Origin of the sequence: Ensifer adhaerens (assembly GCF_000697965.2) — a bacterium.
Taxonomy (GTDB): domain Bacteria; phylum Pseudomonadota; class Alphaproteobacteria; order Rhizobiales; family Rhizobiaceae; genus Ensifer; species Ensifer adhaerens.
In genome coordinates this window covers 1363257-1379563 of sequence record NZ_CP015882.1, presented here as the reverse complement: position 1 = coordinate 1379563, position 16307 = coordinate 1363257, and the positions used below count along the sequence as shown (strand labels likewise).

Here is a 16307-nt window from a genome sequence, read left to right as displayed (position 1 = left end):
TGCAATACGGTAATCATCCGGACGTGGTGCTTGCGATGGGGAACAAGACGTCACGCCCCAGAGAGGATCTGTATACCTCCCGGGCTCGCTTCCGTGACCAGCTGTGTGGCCGTCCAAAATGTACTCGCTCAATTGATCTGACCGCGTGACATTTGATGAAATGAACCATGCTGAATCTGCCGCGATGGATGGTTCGACGGACCGAGCAACGGAAGCGGCCGGGTGTTAGACAAGCGATTGGTTGTCGAAGCCATCGGCCTTTCAACGAGGGACGACCGATGAAAGCGTCAGCGAAGACTCTTTGAGAGCATTATCTTGTACAAGCCTCAGCACTTCCTATCTCAGATTCCACCCTCGACATGGAGCCTCGAGATGGACCAGATGGCACGAAAACTCCCTACCGATCGCGTGATCGAAATCATCCCGCCTGCGCCCGTAAAGCGGGACGCGCGGAGCACTTTGACGTGTCAGTGTTGTCAAAAGCAGTTCCCAGCCTCACGTATGGACGTCGATGGTTGTGGCATATGCGAGGAATGTCTCGCCCCGTAAGCATCTGCGGGGCGAGTGGCGCGTTCAAGCTGGCCTGACGTTTGCGGCTCGTACCAGACTGCGTCCAAGCGAAGCGCAGGCCCGCGTTCCGCGGCTCGGATAAGACTGCATAAGAGCCAGTTCGGCCGGCAGAACGTTCTGGCGGTGCAGTAAGGGTCTGAGCGGGCGAGCGGCGCTGTCGCCGAAACACACCAGCTGCTCGGCACTTGAGATGGGCACAGGCATGCGATCAGAGCAAGTGGTGTGAGATAATCGACGGCGCCGGCGCTACTCCGGAGATGCTTTATTGAAAGATTGTCAGGCTTGAGGGAGGTGGTGGCAGATCCTCTCCAGATAACACCGCCCGGAGATACAACAGAGCGTTTTGTAGGCCGTTGGCCGAGTAAGGTTTCTCGATAGCGCCGAGTGCACCCGCGAAGTCCGCCGGAATTCGTTTAAGGTTGCCTGAGACAAAAACGAAGGGGATGCCCCTCGAGGCCAAGTATCGACCGATATCAATACCAGTCGGACCATCGCGCAGGTGGATATCGACGAAAGCGAACTCTGGTTGTTCTCGCTCGACGAGCGCAATCGCTTCGCTTTCATCGCTTGCCAGGCCTATAACCCTGTAACCGCTGGACTCGACCTCATGTTCAAGTTGCAGGGCCAGGAGCATTTCGTCTTCGACAATAAGGGTTCGCAAATATCGGCCCTTCCTAATCTCCTACCGGCAGCGTTACACGAACTTCCGTGCGGTGACCGGAAACCTCTCGCTCGCTGGTTGCCCTTAGCTGCCTGATCGAGGCGTCAAGCATGGCGCGGCTGAAGGACTCTTGTTCTTTGTCGACCTCGACGGGTGTAACCGTGTCCAGGACTCGTATGAGCAAGTGTCCGTTGAGCCTTCGGATTTCGAGGTGTATTTCGCCCCCGCCATCACTGAGGCCGCGTCTGACTGCATCACCAACGAGTTCGTTAACGATAAGGGCGAGGGCCGAAGCTTTCGACGCCGAGACTGTCACAGAATGAAGGTCCGTAGTTAAGATGATGTCTGGCCTTTTCAGAGAACCCACGATTTCGGTAATCAGGTCTCGACCGAAATCGGCCACATCGAACTGACCAACGCGGTTATCATTGAGAAGCTTCCTTTGCGCGGCACTCAGAGCCTCGACGCGGTCGAGTATTGATTTAAGTGTCTGTGCGACCGTAGCGTTGCTGGTCATCCGCATTTGCAATCTGATGATCGAGGCGATTGTCAGAAGGTTGTTTTTAACCCTGTGATCGACCTCGTGGACAAGGGCAGTTTTCACGCGCAGCGCTTCCATGAGCTCCGCAGTGCGACTTGAGACTTCCTCTTCCGCAAGCTGGCGCGCCTTGGCCAGCTCGGCTTCTTTGCTTTTGGTGCTCGTGAAGTCGAGTTGTGACGCGAAGAAGTAGATCACTGCGCCGGCCTGATCGCGGACGGGGCTGACAAACAGCGCGTTCCAGAAGCTGCCACCGTCCTTACGGTAATTGAGGATGTCGACCGAGACATCGCGCGCTTCTGAAATGGCATCCCTGATCTTAGCGATCGCCGCTTTGTCCGTGTCCGGCCCTTGGAGAATGCGACAGTTCCGGCCGACCAACTCATTCTGACTGTAGCCCGTCAACTCGGTGAAGGCTCGGTTTGCAAAGATGATGGGATTATCGTCCTGCCTTGGATCGGTAATTAGCATCGGCATGCGTGTGGCCTTGAACGCAGCCGCGAATGGATCTTCAGATGGGTGTGAAGCTAAGAGGCGGTCGCCCGCATCACGGGCGTCACGAAGGTGGTTTTCGTCGGCCATTTTGCTCATCCAGGTCGGCTGTTGCGGGCCACCCAAACAACGGATTGCAGATGATAGGTATCTATCCGCGCGTTCTGTGTTTTCAAGGTTTTCCGAAATGGGGGCGCACACGGCATCTTATGAGGTCACGCAAACAGTCTTAACGAGGTTGCTCCTCAGTCTGTTAGACCGAGCTCGACTTGCGCGATAAAGTGCGTGCCTTCTGTTGACTTGTATTCGAATGAACCGCGCAACTGACTTACGACCCCGCGAATGATACGGCTGCCCATGCCTTTGCGCACAGTCGATGTGTCGAAGCCCACGCCGTTGTCGCAGATGGTAAGCAGGGAGCGGCGCGAAGACACTTTGTTGAACGCTATTTCGAGCTTCCCTGGGCGGCCGTCCGGAAACGCGTATTTAAGACTGTTTGTCACGACCTCGTTCACCAGGAGCGCGACGGCCGTGGCCTGTTCGGGTCTCAGGTCAAACGCACCGATATCGTACCGTACGGATACGTTGTCAGAATAGGCGCTGACGAGTTTGTCCACGATCGACGGGATAAGATCACGGGCGGACAGGGCGTTGAACTGGTCGCGATCATATATTTGCTCATGGACCGCGATCATGGCGTCGATCCGGTCAAAGAGCGACTTCTGTGACTCGGGCGGCAGTAGCTGCATGCGGATGACGCCCTGCACAGCCTGAAAGTTGTTTTTGACCCGATGATGGATTTCGCGCAGCAGAAGGCGATTGTCCTCAAGTGCGGCCTCAAGTTGGGCGGATTTCTTCACATCGCGCTTAACGAGGTGCCTGACCCATCCTCCTGCGGCAAGCGATGAAGCGGCAGCAAGTGCCATAACGGCGATCGCGATGAAGACGTCATTGCGGAAGGGGACCAGCCCGACACGGTAGTCAGCCGACGCGAGCGCAACGATGTCCGTTCCCTCAACAACCCGATAGGCGACCATACGGTGCTCGCCGTCCGCTGGAGATATTGCCTCGTAAGTCCCGTTGGGCGAGGAGAGAAGATAGTCTGTAAACAATACGTACTTGCTCATGTTCAACGGACCGTCGGGGGCGGGGTAGCGTGCGACGAGTTCTCCGTCCTTGCGGATCATGCTGATAGTCGAATTCGTGCCGAGAGAGACGGCCTCCCAAACATCCCTCAGCAGGTCGCTCCCTTGGAACGACACCATTGCAGCGCCGACGAACACGCCGTTCCGTTCCAGGCGCCGGCTGAACACGAATATCTGCTGATTGTTGAGTCTGCTGACCAGGAGACCGGAAACGAAAGTTTTCGCTCCCTTTTCGACGGCGGCGAAGTATTCGCGGTCCCTTATGTCGATGGGCTTTATATCGGGATCGGTGGACAGAAGTGTCCGGCCATTCCGGTCGACGACGTAGGCCTGAACCTGACCCGGAAGATTAGAAACCGCCTCGTTGATGTTCTTGACTTCATCCGTGGCAATGCCCAGCGTCGGTCCAAGAGCGTCATCAATTCGTTGAAGTGTCTGTGCCGAGAGCGCGTTTATCCATGAGGCGTTCGTGGATACGATTTTCGAGGCGGCAATTGCGCGCTCTTCGGTCCGCCGTATTGCGGCATGATAGCTTTCGTATAACCACAGGCTCAGTAGCACGACAAGCGCCGCGAACATTGCCGCAATGACGAACGTCGCGGCTCTGGACACCGTAACCGTCAGACTTCTCACCATGCCCCAGTCCCTAAAACCTGAGTACATATTAGAAGGCTTCTAATCCAATGCAAGAAACTCCACCCCTCGATCGGACGCCTTTCAGTCCTGGTTACCAAGCACCTGGGCATCATGGAAGCTCCGGCCGATAGATCCTCAAGAGTAGGGTAGGCTGGGAAGCGCCAAGCGACCAAGCAGTACGTGCCTCTCTTTCACTCTCGCCATTCCCTCGTACGGCCGGAGGATGCATATTCGGTAACTCCGTACGGGCTCTGGTTGAGTTGCTACACTCCTCTTTCATAGATAACTGCCATGGCCTTAGCCAGGTCTCGCGCCAAATCATCTCGGGCGATCGTGGCGGCTGCTGGGTCGCCTGCACGCAGGATATAGGAAGGATGCCATGTCACGAGGACGGGGCCGCCGTGAAGACCGGTTTCAATCTCCCCCCGCCGCTCCGCCATTGGACGGTTGTCGCCTGTGAGGGCGAAGGCCGCGGAGGCGCCAAGCGCCACCGTCAACTTCGGTTTGACAAGGGTCAGTTCCAGTCCCAGCCACCAGCGACAATGAGCAATTTCGCCGCGGTCCGGATTGCGGTGCAGGCGCCGCTTGCCACGTGGGCTGAACTTGAAATGCTTGACGGCGTTCGTCAGCCACAGCGTCCTTGCGTCTATACCGGCGTCGGAAAGCAATGCCCGAAGCAACTGCCCGGCCGGCCCCGTAAACGGGCGGCCCTCGATATCTTCCCGGTCGCCAGGCTGTTCGCCGACGATCATGAGCTGCGCGTCAGCGGCACCTTCACCCCAGACGGTCTGCGTCGCGGATTCGCAAAGGTCGCAACGCCGACATTGTGCCGCGGCCTTCGATGCCTCCTCCAGGGTGTCAATTTGCTCGGGCGGCTGCGGCATTGAGGCCCGATAGCGCTCGGACACGGGGGCTGCGCCCGTTCGCGGCGCGGAGATGCCCGCCTCGTGCATCTTTTGCACCCGTGCTTCCGCTGCGGCGAGCATCTCGGGGATCAGGCGCGTTTCCGGCAGGTTGTGCCAGTATTTCTTCGGCATCTCCGACTGCATGGCGTCGAGCTTGATGCGGGCCGGATTGAAGATGTTGACGAAATAGGCTGCCCAAAGTTTCTCGGCCGCATCCTCCGGCAGGTCTGGTTTCGTGCCACCCTGATCAAAGGTCAACGCGCCGTCAACAAAAAGGGCGGTCAAGCGCGGCGTCGCAATCATCCAATCCATGTCGCCGAACCGGCGGGCAAAGAAAGCGCTTCCCGGCTCCAGCGTATTGTGCGTCGGCTCAAACCAGGCAGCAAAGCGTCGACGCGGTCCCTCTGCTGAGATTTCGCGGAAGCGAACGAATGCATGCATCTTGTGAATGTCCCGTGCGACGGATTTCTGCATAAGCGACAGTTTGCGACCGAGCGGATCGGCGGGCGAGAGCGGCTCGCCCTCGCGCCTGTCGAGGCGCCAAAGCGCGCGATAAAGGAGCGCCAAGCCTTCTGGTGCTGAATGCCAGATCACGGACTGCGCCAAAGTCATGAAGGCTTGAGGAACGCGTGCTGCGTGCTCGCCTGGAGTCTCCGGGAGAAAGGCCCTGTCGAATAGGCCGCCCGCGCTATTCCAGTCAATTTGGTCGGGGGCGATCCGGTGGCTGATAGCGCGCCTGGCGGCATTTCGCCAGGCATCAAAAGTTCCCTTGTCCGGAAGTGAGACCCCGTAAGTCATAGAAGCTGAAGTTGCTTTGGCGGGGGCGCCAGGCGCGCGCGCAGATCGCTGCTGTCCGTCAAACCGCCGGGGCTCCAGCCGGGCAGGGCAACGAAGGGGCGGGCCTTGCGTGTCAGCGCTCCCATTCGAGCGAGATCCTCGACACGGAGGCGGCGATTGCGTCGCGCGGTGATGATGCGGTCGACCACGCGCGTCCCAAATCCCGGCACGCGCAGAAGCGTATCGCGGGAGGCGAGGTTGACGTCGACCGGAAAGAATTGCCGGTTCTGCAGCGCCCATGCCGTCTTCGGATCGAGCTCCAGATCCAGAAAGCCTCCTTGCGTGCCGGTCGCGATCTCGTCGGTCGTAAAGCCATAAAATCGCAGAAGCCAGTCGGCCTGATAGAGCCGGTGCTCCCGAACAAGCGGTGGCTGAACCAGGGGAAGCGCAGAGGAAGCGTCCGGGATCGGTGAGAACGCCGAATAGTAAACGCGCCGCAGCTTGTAACCGCTATAAAGCCGGGTTGCGCAGGACAGGATGGCGGTATCGTCGGCGCCGTCAGCGCCGACAATCATCTGCGTGCTCTGGCCGGCAGGGGCAAAGCGTTGCGGCTTGCGGCCGGTGTGGGTCTTGTCTTGCGCGGCTTCACCTTCCAGCCGAACCTGTGCCATGGCGGCACGAATGGTTTCCGGCCGCTTCTCTGGCGCGAACTTCCTTACGCTCGAATCCCTTGGCAGTTCGACATTTATTGACAACCGGTCGGCCCAAAGGCCGGCCTCACGAATGAGCTCAGCCTGTGCGTCGGGGATGGTCTTGAGGTGAATGTAGCCTTTAAAACCGTGGACTTCTCTCAGCGTTCGGGCAATGCGGACCATATCGGCCATGGTCTGGTCAGGCGAGCGGATGATACCTGAGGAGAGAAACAAGCCTTCAATGTAGTTGCGTCGGTAAAACTCGAGCGTCAATGATACCACTTCTTCGACGCTAAACCGCGCGCGCTCGACATTGGAACTGACGCGATTGATGCAATAGGCACAGTCGAAGATGCAGAAGTTCGTCATCAGGATCTTTAAAAGCGATATGCATCGCCCATCTGGCGTGTAGGCATGGCAAATACCGCTCCCACCGGAAGATCCTATTCCTCCTTTGCGTGAATCTCGCTTCTCGCCACCGCTCGAGGCGCATGAGGCGTCGTACTTGGCTGCGTCCGATAGGATCGCCAGCTTCTTTCCAAGTGCCATAGGTGTCATGACGCGACTTTAGATGTTCATGTTATGTTCGTCAAGGTTTCGCGGGGAGCCGCAGGCGAATGTCGAAAGATGAACGGTCGCTGTGTTCCGCTTCCAGTATCGCAGCTTTCAATCAAGAACGCTTTCCCTGGTCGCTTCAGAATTTTCAGTCGCCGCTGATCCATCCCGCATTCCATCCGTATTCAATTGAGTTGATAAATGAAGAAGGATGTGATGCTCGAAAAAACTGCCGGCCACCCCACTATTAAACGCGGCAACATCGGAGTTCTCCTGGTCAATCTCGGCACGCCTGATGGCACCGACTACACCTCGATGCGCCGCTACCTGAAGGAGTTTCTGACCGACCGCCGGGTGATCGAGTGGTCGCGACTGTTCTGGTACCCGATCCTGTTCGGCATCGTGCTCAACACCCGCCCCGGCAAGGTCGGCAAGGCCTATGAGACGATCTGGAACAAGGACTTGAACGAAAGCTACCTCCGGACCTACACCCGCAACCAGTCCGAACTGATGGCGAAGTCCTTCGCCGACCAGCCTAACGTCATCGTCGACTGGGGCATGCGCTACGGCCAGCCGTCGATCGCCTCGCGCATGGACGCACTGCAGAAGGCCGGCTGTGAACGCATTCTCGTCTTCCCGCTCTATCCGCAATATGCCGCCGCCACCACCGCCACCGTTAATGACAAGGCCTTCGAGGCGCTTCTGAAGATGCGCTGGCAGCCGGCACTGCGCACCGTTCCGCCCTACCACGACGATCCCGTCTACATCGACGCTCTGGCAACCTCGATCGAGCGTCACCTGGCGACGCTCGACTGGGTGCCGGAGGTGGTTCTGACCTCCTTCCACGGCATTCCGAAGAGCTATTTCGACAAGGGCGATCCCTACTACTGCCAGTGCCAGAAGACCGCGCGGCTTTTGCGCGAAAAGCTCGGCTGGTCGAAGGAGAAGCTGCAGGTCACCTTCCAGTCGCGCTTCGGGCCTGAGGAATGGCTGCAGCCCTATACCGACAAGACGGTCGAAAAACTTGCGCAGGACGGTGTCAAGCGCATTGCCGTCCTCAACCCGGGCTTCGTCTCCGACTGTCTGGAAACGTTGGAAGAGATTGCCGAGCAGGCGGCCGAAAGCTTCCATCACAATGGCGGCGAGAAGTTCACCCACATCCCCTGTCTGAACGACAGCGCCGAAGGCATGGCCGTGCTCGAACACGTCGTGCGCCGGGAGCTTGCCGGCTGGCTACAGGGAACCGGCAAGAATAACGGCTAAGGCACCCCAAATTCATTCGAATTGCCTTTGCAGACGTCCAAGCAGCAAGGTGATGTCTTCCTGGATGTCCAGGCATATTTCGCGATACCGTCTAAGGTCTTGCTCAGGAGACTGTTTCCTCAAAAGTTCGTCGACCCTCATCGCGGCAAGCGCGTAGGTCTCGAAAAGAAGATCGAATTGCTCGCCGTCCAGAGCGCCTAGCTGTTCACGATGACGAGGCAACGCAAGGGCGACGCGGGCTCGCCCGATCTTAGCCAAAGATGCAGCATTAGGTAGCAAAAACCACCAGACCTGAAATGGCATCCCGACTACCCTGGTTTCCGGTGAAAACGGAGCCTCGAATGAGTGTAGCGTACGAGTTGAAGCAGAAGCGAGCCGCCTTGACTGACAGGCTGCAGCAGCTTGAAAGGGAGCGGGTAGACATTCAGGAACTGATGAGAGCGCTGGACCGCGTCATCCTGAGCTACGAGCCCGACTATCAGGGATCGGCGCTGACGGTACCTGAAGAGGGTAACCGCTCTCGAAAGGCCAAGTCGTCGTCGTCCGAGGTGAAAGCGGCGATGAGCGGCGTAAACAAGCGCCAGGCCGTCTTGGAGGTCCTCCGCGAAGCAGGAGAACCGATTTCGGTGACCGACTGCGCCGCGAAGTTTGCAGCCAAGCTCGGAATCCCGAGCGAGCCAGAGAACCTCTCGGACATCGCCCACCGCCTGTCGGCGGTCCTGACCCAACTGACGACTACGGGACGCGTTCGGCAGTCCGGCCAGTTCGACGGTCGTAAGGTTCTGTGGGAGGTCGCCGCTTAGCCTTCCCAGATCAGGTCCGGCTACCTAATGCCGGGGAAGTGCATCTGCATGCTTCGAGCGGCCGCGTGCACTGCATCCACAAAATAACACTAGGTTGCATATTGTTGTTGCACTAAATTAGAGGCTCTACTTGCAACGTCCGCCCAATGTACACGTGTTGCATTCAGGCGATTTATAATTATGCGCGACTCTCAATGAGATCGGGGAATCCAAATGCCGACGACTTCATGGTCTAGCAAAGAGAAGTCTTTGGTTCTGTGGGGGCTATCAATAGTATTGTTTATCCTCGTCGCGACAATTGCGTTCTCATATATATATGTAACATATGATCGAGAAATTTTGAGTGAATTTACGAAATCAAAAGTTATGTACAGGAACTACAATGCATACATTTCGTGTGGATTTAATATATTTGTTTCGTTTATGTATTATAGACTTTATGCTGAATTTGACTCGATAAAAATCAAATGACGCCGCTAGCAAATTATCTTGATTTCTTTCAGTTTATATTTCTTTTTACAATCTTTGCTATTTCAACGATGGCGTTCATGTGTTTTTTCGTCGGGAGGTTTTCGTTCTTTCTTGTGTTCGGTTTCTAGTGATGGGGAACCGTTATACCGGGAGAAATAGAAGTCCGGGTCGGTATGGCGCTACGTATTCGGCGGGCCGGCGCTGCGAAGCAGGAGAACCGATTTCGGTGACCGACTGCGCAGCCAAGGTTGCGGCCATTCAGACATCGCACACCGCCTGTCGGCGGTCCTGACCCAACTGACGACTGCAGGACGCGTTCGGCAATCCGGCCAGTTCGACGGTCGTAAGGTTCTGTGGGAGGTCGCCGCTTAGCCTTCCCAGATAAGGTCCGGCGGTTTGTTGCCCTGCCAGTACCCACACAGATAGCGTGACGTCGGGCGAGACAGTGCCTTGCCCAGCACCTGGAACGTATGATTGCGATTGCTCACCTGTCGGCAATCCTCGCGCCATGCGAGCTCGGCCACGTACCAGTCGAAGTATTTCAACGAAAACCGATGGTGGATGCCGACATAGGCTCGTTGGACCCGCGAGAAGAAGCTCTCGACCTGGTTGGTGTTTGTTCCGTCGTCGGTCTGATAGGCCTTTGAGTGGTTGACGCGTTGCAGCTCGTTGAGGCCAGCCAGGTCGTTATAGCTGCCGTGCTCGTCCGCGAAGACCGTTGCATCCCGCGACACGTGATCACGGACGGCAGCCCAGGCTGCGTTGCTGTCTTCGTCTCGGATGATCCGGGTAAACGTCTGGCCTCCCAGTCCGCGTTGGCGGATCGCAAGAGCGCACAGACGCTTCATGTTCTGGTATTTCCTGAGGCGGCGGTCGATGCGATCCTCTGCCTTATTCTCAGGACGGATGTGGCCGCCAGCGTACTTACCGTCAATCTCGACCTCGCCATCGAGCACCATCTCCTCCCTGCGCCATGCGATGGCCTCGCGCAGCTTCATGAGGAGCGCCCAGGCCGTCTTGTATTGGACGCCGATCTCGCGCGAGAGCTGGAGCGCCGCCTTGCCCTTCACCGAGTTCGCCGAAAACCAGATGGCGATGAGCATCTTCTTGAAGCTCAGCTTGCGTGCATGAAACACCGTGCCAGAGGTGACGCTGAACACGGCCTTGCAGGTCTTCTCAGTGCATTTGAAGCGGTCGCGGCTCATCGTGTGGCAGCGCAGCGTTCCGCACTTAGGGCAATAAGGCTCGCCCTCCGTCTCGTGCCAGCGCAGACGCTTAAACCAGTTGTAGGCGGTCGTATCCCGCATCTTGGCGAGATCGAGCACCGTCAGCGTTCGGCACTCTGGCGACAGCAGGAAATGCTGGCCCTTGGGCGTGTCGTCGGGGTTCGCCATGGCTCAACCCCTCCGCGATCCGGAGTAAGGTCGGGCGTATTTCCAAGCCCCCGCCCATGGCACTGACGGCCAACACCGAAGCGTAGCTGCGGTGGGCAATGGCGGCGGTAGCGATGGCGATGAGCGTCATGTTCAGGCTCCAGAGGTCGACGGCAGGCACAGCGGATCGGCGGCCGAAGGCCGCGGGGAGATCAGAGCTGTATGCGTATCATCCTGAACATGACCCAGGTTCTTACCTGGACTTTCCGCGGGAGTCGATCGGAGAAAGGCTCAAATGGTTAATTGCCGAGGCCGTAAAAGCGGTTGGCGAGAACGGAAATGATCCGCTGCAACGGATGATGAACCTGAACCTCTGGTGGAATGGGTTTTCCGTACTTACATCGAAGACACAGGCGTTTGAGAAAGTTGATGTCCGCATGACCGAAGACAAACCAACAGCCATTCGTCGTGCGGTTTCGCTGATCAAAATCCTATGGACGGTTTCGATCATCGCGACAGCAACCGCTGTAGGTGCTTACATCGGCTGGGAAAACCACGGCATCGTCGGAGCGTTGGCGTTAGGATTCGTTGGCCTGGTAGTTGGCGGCTTCCTCAGTTCACCATCGGCTCTCTTACAGGTGCTATCTTAAAACCCGCGACGCACTCGCCGAACAATGAATTTCTCATACGAGTCAAATACATAAGCCGCATTTGGTGGCTTTTGCTACCTAATGCCGCAAAGATGTCTTCATGGAGCTAGCGGCCGAGCACATTTGAGCTGTCCAGAGCGTTGCATGCGTCAAAGCGAGAACACCTATTGCCTTCGCGCCAACGCCATCAATTGAGGAACCAGATTGCGAAATTCAGTACGGCCGCAAAGGAGACCCACGCTGCCAGCGGCAAGAGGCAAAGTGCCGCTTTCTTGTCGAGGCGCCAGGCCTGCGCGATCGTTGCGAGGATAAACCCGATTTGCACGATGATGTTCACCAGGCCGGCGACCGGACTTTGCATGGCGAAGAACATCCAGGACCACAACGCATTGAGGGCGAGCTGAACGTAAAATAGCGCCAGTGCCGTCAGCCTGCCCGGCGTCCTGGCAGGGAGGATCAAGAGCCGCCAGGCAGCGTAAGCCATGAGGATGTAAAGCGTTGTCCAGACCGGAGCAAACACCCAGTTCGCAGGATTAAAACTCGGCTTTTCCAGCGCTGAATACCAGCGTTCGAGGTTTGGATAGGTCGCCAATTGTCCTAGCATGGATGTCGCGGCGACCGGTACAATCGCAAATGCCAGCGCACGGACCCATCTTCTTTTGTCAGTGGAAGTTCGTTGCAACATTCTTCTACCCCCTAATGCGGTGGCCAACGCTGACCAGACCTGTCTCATTCGGTGAGGACTGCCAGATCCGCTGGCGGCGCTGGCGAGCGGTTGCCGTCGAAGCGCGAGCCGACGGCTGACTTTTCTTGCTTTACGTATGACCTTGCTGATTGGATCAGCGAATTGAAGTTGGGATCTTACGCGGCCCGGCGAGCCCAATCCCGTTCTCACGCATTCACTGAAGCAGCGGTCCAACATTGGGTCGGTTTCCCGCAGCGTCGGTCATATCGGACGCGACGGTGATCCAGTTTGGTAAAGACGGCGTATTGATGGTGCTGGACAACGTCTGGCGAACATCGGTTGGGAACGCCCGCATGGTGCGGGCCAGCAAGGAGGAATGCACGAATGAAACGGTCCCTAAGACGTACCGCCGCGATCGCGTCTATTTTCGCTCTCGTAGCCTTCGCTGCTAATGCCGACAACCCCATGGTCGGTGGAGCGGCCATGTCCGAAAGCAAAAACATCGTGGAAAACGCAGCAAATTCGAAGGACCACACGACACTCGTTGCAGCAGTGAAAGCCGCCGGTCTCGTGGATACGCTGTCCGGTGATGGCCCGTTCACCGTGTTTGCGCCGACGAACGCAGCTTTCGATGCCTTGCCTGCCGGCACTGTCGACACACTCCTGAAACCCGAGAACAAAGAAAAGCTCGCCAAAGTGCTGACTTGTCATGTCGTGGCTGCCAATGCGCTTTCCGATGCAGTCGGCAAGATGATTGCCGATGACGGAGGGAACCATTCAGTCAAGACCGTGGGCGGTTGCACGCTTTCGGCAAAGATGGATGGCGACAAGATCACACTCACTGACGAAACGGGTGGCATTGCCACTGTAACGATCGCCGACGTCAAGCAGTCAAACGGTGTCATTCATGTGATCGACAAAGTGCTGCTTCCGAAAGCGTAGTAAAACATAAGAACGGGTCGTGGTTGACCACATGCGTTTGCCGCCGGCTAGGTCGGCGGCAAACTGGCAACATCGGTCCCTGCGCCGTTCACCGTCAAACGATGGCAATGCTTGAAATACCGGACGTTTTAGCCGTGGACCAAAGATCTAAGTGCTGTGCCCCCTAACAATGCTCACCACTCAACGGGCAGGCCATCATAGTCGAAGAACTCTCCGGTATTTTCCGGCGTCAACCGATCAATAACCCGGAGCATTGCACATGCGCTCTCACTGGGATCCAACCGGCGGTGGTGAGTGGAGTAGTCTGCCGTCATTTTTGTCGCGACCGTTCCTGGGTGGAGTGCGACGACCACCGCGCGCGGATGGGTGCGGCTCAGTTCTACGGAAGCTGTGCGGACGATCTGGTTGAGCGCAGCCTTCGACGCTCGGTAGGAAATCCAGCCCCCCAGGCGATTGTCTCCGATCGACCCGACCCGGGCAGACAGGAAGGCGACTATGCCGCGGTCGCTGCGGACGAGCTTCGGCGCGAAGTGTTTGAGAACGAGTGCCGGTCCAATCGCGTTCAGCGCGAATTGCCGCATCATCACATCTGGGTCGACTTGCTTGAGTGATTTTTCAGGACCCACGCCGTCGACAACAAGTCCGCCGGTCGCACAAAAAACAAGATGCAGCCCATCTACAGTCTCCGCTGCTACTGCTGCGACACTCTCTTCGTCTGTGATATCGAAGGAATTGTCCCTACGCGAGAGCGTTACAAGCTGCAGGCAATTGGGATCGGACCGGAGTTCGCCGGCGATTGCGGATCCAATGCCGCCGCTGGCTCCCAAAACAACCGCGCGGTATCCTTTAGCAAGTGACGTAAGCGGCATCTTTCAATCCTCCTCTAAACACCAAGACCCTCGTCCAGACGTTGCAGGAAAGCGCTGGCGCTTTGCCGATACTCATTTCTCCGGTCCTGCGTCATGCGCCGTCAGGTGGCGTAGGGGTGTTGAAGTCTTCGGTTTGCCGAAAGCTCTTGGTCGCCAAAAATAAAGATCAGTCTGCGACAGCATTTCATGGGGGAACACCGTTTGAAAACCCAAGAGCGTTTACGAGGGGAACGGCTCGTTGGATTATCGCATAGCGTGGCCGCGAAGGTTTTTCGGCGCAGCAGAGGGAGTTCGGCCCCTATAGAGGACTCACGCTTGGCATCGCCAAAAGTTTCCTTAGGCGACGGATATGCCCTGTCCAGCGGACGCGACGGGAGAGAGGGCGTATTTGATAGGACAACGACGCGTGAGTGGATCCTCGGCAAGTTGACCTGTGAGCGAGAGCACCGATGGCTACCCTTCGATCCTTCGTGGCCTTAAGGGATGGTGGGCTCGTCAATCGCCTTCGGTCAGGTATGACGAAATAGCCTTTGCAAGCTGCTCTGCTCGCCTGACATTGTCAGGATCCGCCAGCATGAAGTCGGACGCCAGGGCTTCGATGATTGCCATGGCCGGGACGTTTGTGGCCGAAAGAACCGGGTGTCTGGATGGCGCGAGAAGCAATCGGTCGGCGAATTGAGCCAGCGGAGCGGCTGGAGAATCCGTTATGGCGACAATTTTCGCCTTTTTGTCACGCGCAAATCTGACGATCTCGACAACATCCCTGGAATACCTGGGAAGAGATATTGCAACCAGTACGTCGCCTTCTCCAATCGACATCGCACGCGCGGCAGCCGACTCCGTTCCTCCGTATTGAGCAACATTCACAACTTCGTCTCGATAAGGTTGCAGCGAAAGGACCAGCATTGCCGCGAGGTGCGCAGAAAGGCCAAAGCCTATCACGAATACCCTTCGAGCCGCTCTTATGTCACCGCAAGCAACGCGTATGTATTCGGCGGTCTGCGGGCTCTTGAGCGCGTCGATGTTGGAGCCCGTCACCTCGATGCTGAGTTCGACACCCTGGCTGCGTTTATCGAGGTCTCTTATCGAGGCATCGAGCTTGGCGACAGGCGCTATCAATTCGCTCACCATAGCGGCGATGGACGATCGAAACTCCGAAAAGCCCGCCAATCCGAGGTCTCGAACAAAACGGCTGACGCTTGAAGCCGAAGTTCCCGTTGCAGAAGCAAGTTCCTCGATGCCATGCGTTGCCACGAACATCGGGTCCCGGAGCACAAAACCGGACAGTGCCCGCTGCGAAGCCGATCCGTCCCGCAGCAGCCTGCTGAGTTCGAGACCTAAAGCAGAGGTGGCGAAGCGTCGATCGGCTTCTGCGTTCCAGGTGAGGGATGTCTGAAAATTTTCTTTCATTTGTTGACTCTATGAAAATATCCTGCCATTGAGAAGTCAGCTTAGCTGATTTTGGGAGGAAATCGCATGCGAATGAAATTTCTCGCGTCAATCGTTGCCACAACGATGCTCGCCGGTACTGCGTTTGCGGAGGATCTTCGCATAGGGGTGGAAGGAAACTATCCGCCCTTCTCAGTAGTTGCTCCCGATGGAACGCTTTCCGGCTTCGATATCGACATCGCAAATGCGATCTGTGCGAAGATGAAGAAGAACTGCGTGATGGTGCAGCAAGAATGGGACGGGATGATCCCGGCGCTTAATGCCAAGAAGTTCGATATCATCGTGGCTTCGATGACGATCAACGAAAAGCGCAAGAAGGTCGTCGACTTTTCCAACCCCTACTACGACGTCCCGTCGCGATGGGTGGCGCGCAAGGGTGACTACAAGAGCTGGTCGCCGGAAGAACTAAAGGGCAAGACGATCATCGTCCTGCGCAACTCTCCGCGGGCCGAGTATGTTGCGAAAAACTACCCTGACAGCACCGTTTTGGCGGTGGACAAGGAGCCGGCCGTCTACCTGGAACTGGCGTCGGGCCGCGGGGACATCGCCTTCGGATCGTCGGTCGTTTCGGCCGAATCTTTTCTGAAGAAGCCCGAAGGAAAGGACTTTGAGCAAGTCGGCGACACCCTCTTCTTGGGCGAGGACGCCGACGGCGGCGTCGGCATCGCCGTGCGTAAGTCAGATGGCGCTCTGCGCGAGGAAGTAAATGCCGCTCTGTCTTCCATCATGAGCGACGGTACTTACAACCAACTGTCGGGCAAATACTTCGACTTCGACGTCACGCCGCAATCGGCAAAGAAGTAGTTCTTTTCCCGCGATCGGCGCCTGGGC

General features: G+C 57.2%; 15 protein-coding genes. 5 read left to right on the top strand and 10 right to left on the bottom strand.

Annotation, left to right across the window (positions count from 1 at the left end):
• Positions 1–832: 832 nt before the first annotated feature.
• From FA04_RS33855 to FA04_RS33835, 5 genes are all read right to left on the bottom strand, one after another.
• Complete coding sequence (locus tag FA04_RS33855) at positions 833–1231, bottom strand: response regulator (protein WP_034799996.1); 399 nt, start codon at positions 1229–1231, stop codon at positions 833–835.
• Positions 1232–1244: 13 nt separating this feature from the next.
• Positions 1245–2351: a PAS domain-containing protein gene (locus FA04_RS33850; protein ID WP_034799995.1), complete on the bottom strand. Its 1107-nt coding sequence runs from the start codon at positions 2349–2351 to the stop codon at positions 1245–1247.
• 155 nt (positions 2352–2506) lie between these two features.
• The gene (locus tag FA04_RS33845) at positions 2507–4042 is read right to left on the bottom strand and encodes a sensor histidine kinase (protein WP_034800026.1); all 1536 of its coding nucleotides are present in this window, start codon (positions 4040–4042) and stop codon (positions 2507–2509) included.
• A gap of 263 nt (positions 4043–4305) precedes the next feature.
• Entirely contained in the window at positions 4306–5745 is a 1440-nt protein-coding gene (locus FA04_RS33840; RefSeq protein ID WP_034799994.1) for a UdgX family uracil-DNA binding protein, read from the bottom strand.
• Positions 5742–6965 (bottom strand): putative DNA modification/repair radical SAM protein, encoded by a 1224-nt coding sequence (locus FA04_RS33835; protein ID WP_034799993.1) that lies wholly within the window; start codon positions 6963–6965, stop codon positions 5742–5744. Before FA04_RS33835 ends, FA04_RS33840 begins: the two co-directional genes overlap by 4 nt.
• 222 nt (positions 6966–7187) lie before the next feature.
• Between FA04_RS33835 and hemH the strand changes: the two genes are divergently transcribed.
• A complete protein-coding gene (gene hemH, locus FA04_RS33830) occupies positions 7188–8234 on the top strand; it encodes a ferrochelatase (RefSeq protein WP_064817088.1) in 1047 nt (348 codons plus the stop codon).
• 12 nt (positions 8235–8246) lie between these two features.
• On the opposite strand, the gene FA04_RS33825 is transcribed toward hemH, so the two are convergent.
• Positions 8247–8537, bottom strand: a complete 291-nt coding sequence (locus FA04_RS33825; protein WP_051659614.1) for a hypothetical protein — start codon at positions 8535–8537, stop codon at positions 8247–8249.
• Between the two features lie 38 nt (positions 8538–8575).
• On the opposite strand from FA04_RS33825, the gene FA04_RS33820 reads away from it, so the two are divergent.
• On the top strand, positions 8576–9037 hold the full coding sequence (locus FA04_RS33820; protein ID WP_034802190.1) for a hypothetical protein: 462 nt from the start codon (positions 8576–8578) through the stop codon (positions 9035–9037).
• A gap of 839 nt (positions 9038–9876) precedes the next feature.
• Here FA04_RS33820 and FA04_RS33815 read toward each other — a convergent pair.
• Positions 9877–10902: an IS1595 family transposase gene (locus FA04_RS33815; protein ID WP_034802192.1), complete on the bottom strand. Its 1026-nt coding sequence runs from the start codon at positions 10900–10902 to the stop codon at positions 9877–9879.
• 113 nt (positions 10903–11015) lie between these two features.
• Here FA04_RS33815 and FA04_RS36265 point away from each other — a divergent pair, with 113 nt between their 5' ends.
• Entirely contained in the window at positions 11016–11531 is a 516-nt protein-coding gene (locus FA04_RS36265; RefSeq protein WP_234798842.1) for a hypothetical protein, read from the top strand.
• A gap of 187 nt (positions 11532–11718) precedes the next feature.
• On the opposite strand, the gene FA04_RS33805 is transcribed toward FA04_RS36265, so the two are convergent.
• The gene (locus FA04_RS33805; protein ID WP_051659619.1) at positions 11719–12216 is read right to left on the bottom strand and encodes a TspO/MBR family protein; all 498 of its coding nucleotides are present in this window, start codon (positions 12214–12216) and stop codon (positions 11719–11721) included.
• 384 nt (positions 12217–12600) lie between these two features.
• Here FA04_RS33805 and FA04_RS33800 point away from each other — a divergent pair, with 384 nt between their 5' ends.
• Positions 12601–13158, top strand: coding sequence for a fasciclin domain-containing protein (locus FA04_RS33800; protein ID WP_034802194.1), 558 nt, complete (start codon positions 12601–12603; stop codon positions 13156–13158).
• Positions 13159–13331: 173 nt separating this feature from the next.
• On the opposite strand, the gene FA04_RS33795 is transcribed toward FA04_RS33800, so the two are convergent.
• The gene (locus FA04_RS33795) at positions 13332–14027 is read right to left on the bottom strand and encodes an SDR family oxidoreductase (RefSeq protein ID WP_034802197.1); all 696 of its coding nucleotides are present in this window, start codon (positions 14025–14027) and stop codon (positions 13332–13334) included.
• 495 nt (positions 14028–14522) lie between these two features.
• Positions 14523–15437: a MurR/RpiR family transcriptional regulator gene (locus FA04_RS33790; RefSeq protein ID WP_034802198.1), complete on the bottom strand. Its 915-nt coding sequence runs from the start codon at positions 15435–15437 to the stop codon at positions 14523–14525.
• A gap of 105 nt (positions 15438–15542) precedes the next feature.
• On the opposite strand from FA04_RS33790, the gene FA04_RS33785 reads away from it, so the two are divergent.
• Positions 15543–16280 carry a transporter substrate-binding domain-containing protein gene (locus FA04_RS33785; RefSeq protein ID WP_159416306.1) on the top strand — a complete coding sequence of 246 codons (738 nt, stop codon included), beginning with the start codon at positions 15543–15545 and terminating at the stop codon, positions 16278–16280.
• Positions 16281–16307 lie beyond the last annotated feature (27 nt).

Bases quoted from the DNA above. Each gene is read 5' to 3' on its own strand.
- FA04_RS33850 (WP_034799995.1), bottom strand. From the start codon at position 2,351: ATGGCCGACGAAAACCACCTTCGTGACGCCCGTGATGCGGGCGACCGC.
- FA04_RS33845 (WP_034800026.1), bottom strand. From the start codon at position 4,042: ATGGTGAGAAGTCTGACGGTTACGGTGTCCAGAGCCGCGACGTTCGTC.
- FA04_RS33840 (WP_034799994.1), bottom strand. From the start codon at position 5,745: ATGACTTACGGGGTCTCACTTCCGGACAAGGGAACTTTTGATGCCTGG.
- FA04_RS33835 (WP_034799993.1), bottom strand. From the start codon at position 6,965: ATGGCACTTGGAAAGAAGCTGGCGATCCTATCGGACGCAGCCAAGTAC.
- hemH (WP_064817088.1), top strand. From the start codon at position 7,188: ATGCTCGAAAAAACTGCCGGCCACCCCACTATTAAACGCGGCAACATC.
- FA04_RS33825 (WP_051659614.1), bottom strand. From the start codon at position 8,537: ATGCCATTTCAGGTCTGGTGGTTTTTGCTACCTAATGCTGCATCTTTG.
- FA04_RS33820 (WP_034802190.1), top strand. From the start codon at position 8,576: ATGAGTGTAGCGTACGAGTTGAAGCAGAAGCGAGCCGCCTTGACTGAC.
- FA04_RS33815 (WP_034802192.1), bottom strand. From the start codon at position 10,902: ATGGCGAACCCCGACGACACGCCCAAGGGCCAGCATTTCCTGCTGTCG.
- FA04_RS36265 (WP_234798842.1), top strand. From the start codon at position 11,016: ATGGCGATGAGCGTCATGTTCAGGCTCCAGAGGTCGACGGCAGGCACA.
- FA04_RS33805 (WP_051659619.1), bottom strand. From the start codon at position 12,216: ATGTTGCAACGAACTTCCACTGACAAAAGAAGATGGGTCCGTGCGCTG.
- FA04_RS33800 (WP_034802194.1), top strand. From the start codon at position 12,601: ATGAAACGGTCCCTAAGACGTACCGCCGCGATCGCGTCTATTTTCGCT.
- FA04_RS33795 (WP_034802197.1), bottom strand. From the start codon at position 14,027: ATGCCGCTTACGTCACTTGCTAAAGGATACCGCGCGGTTGTTTTGGGA.
- FA04_RS33790 (WP_034802198.1), bottom strand. From the start codon at position 15,437: ATGAAAGAAAATTTTCAGACATCCCTCACCTGGAACGCAGAAGCCGAT.
- FA04_RS33785 (WP_159416306.1), top strand. From the start codon at position 15,543: ATGCTCGCCGGTACTGCGTTTGCGGAGGATCTTCGCATAGGGGTGGAA.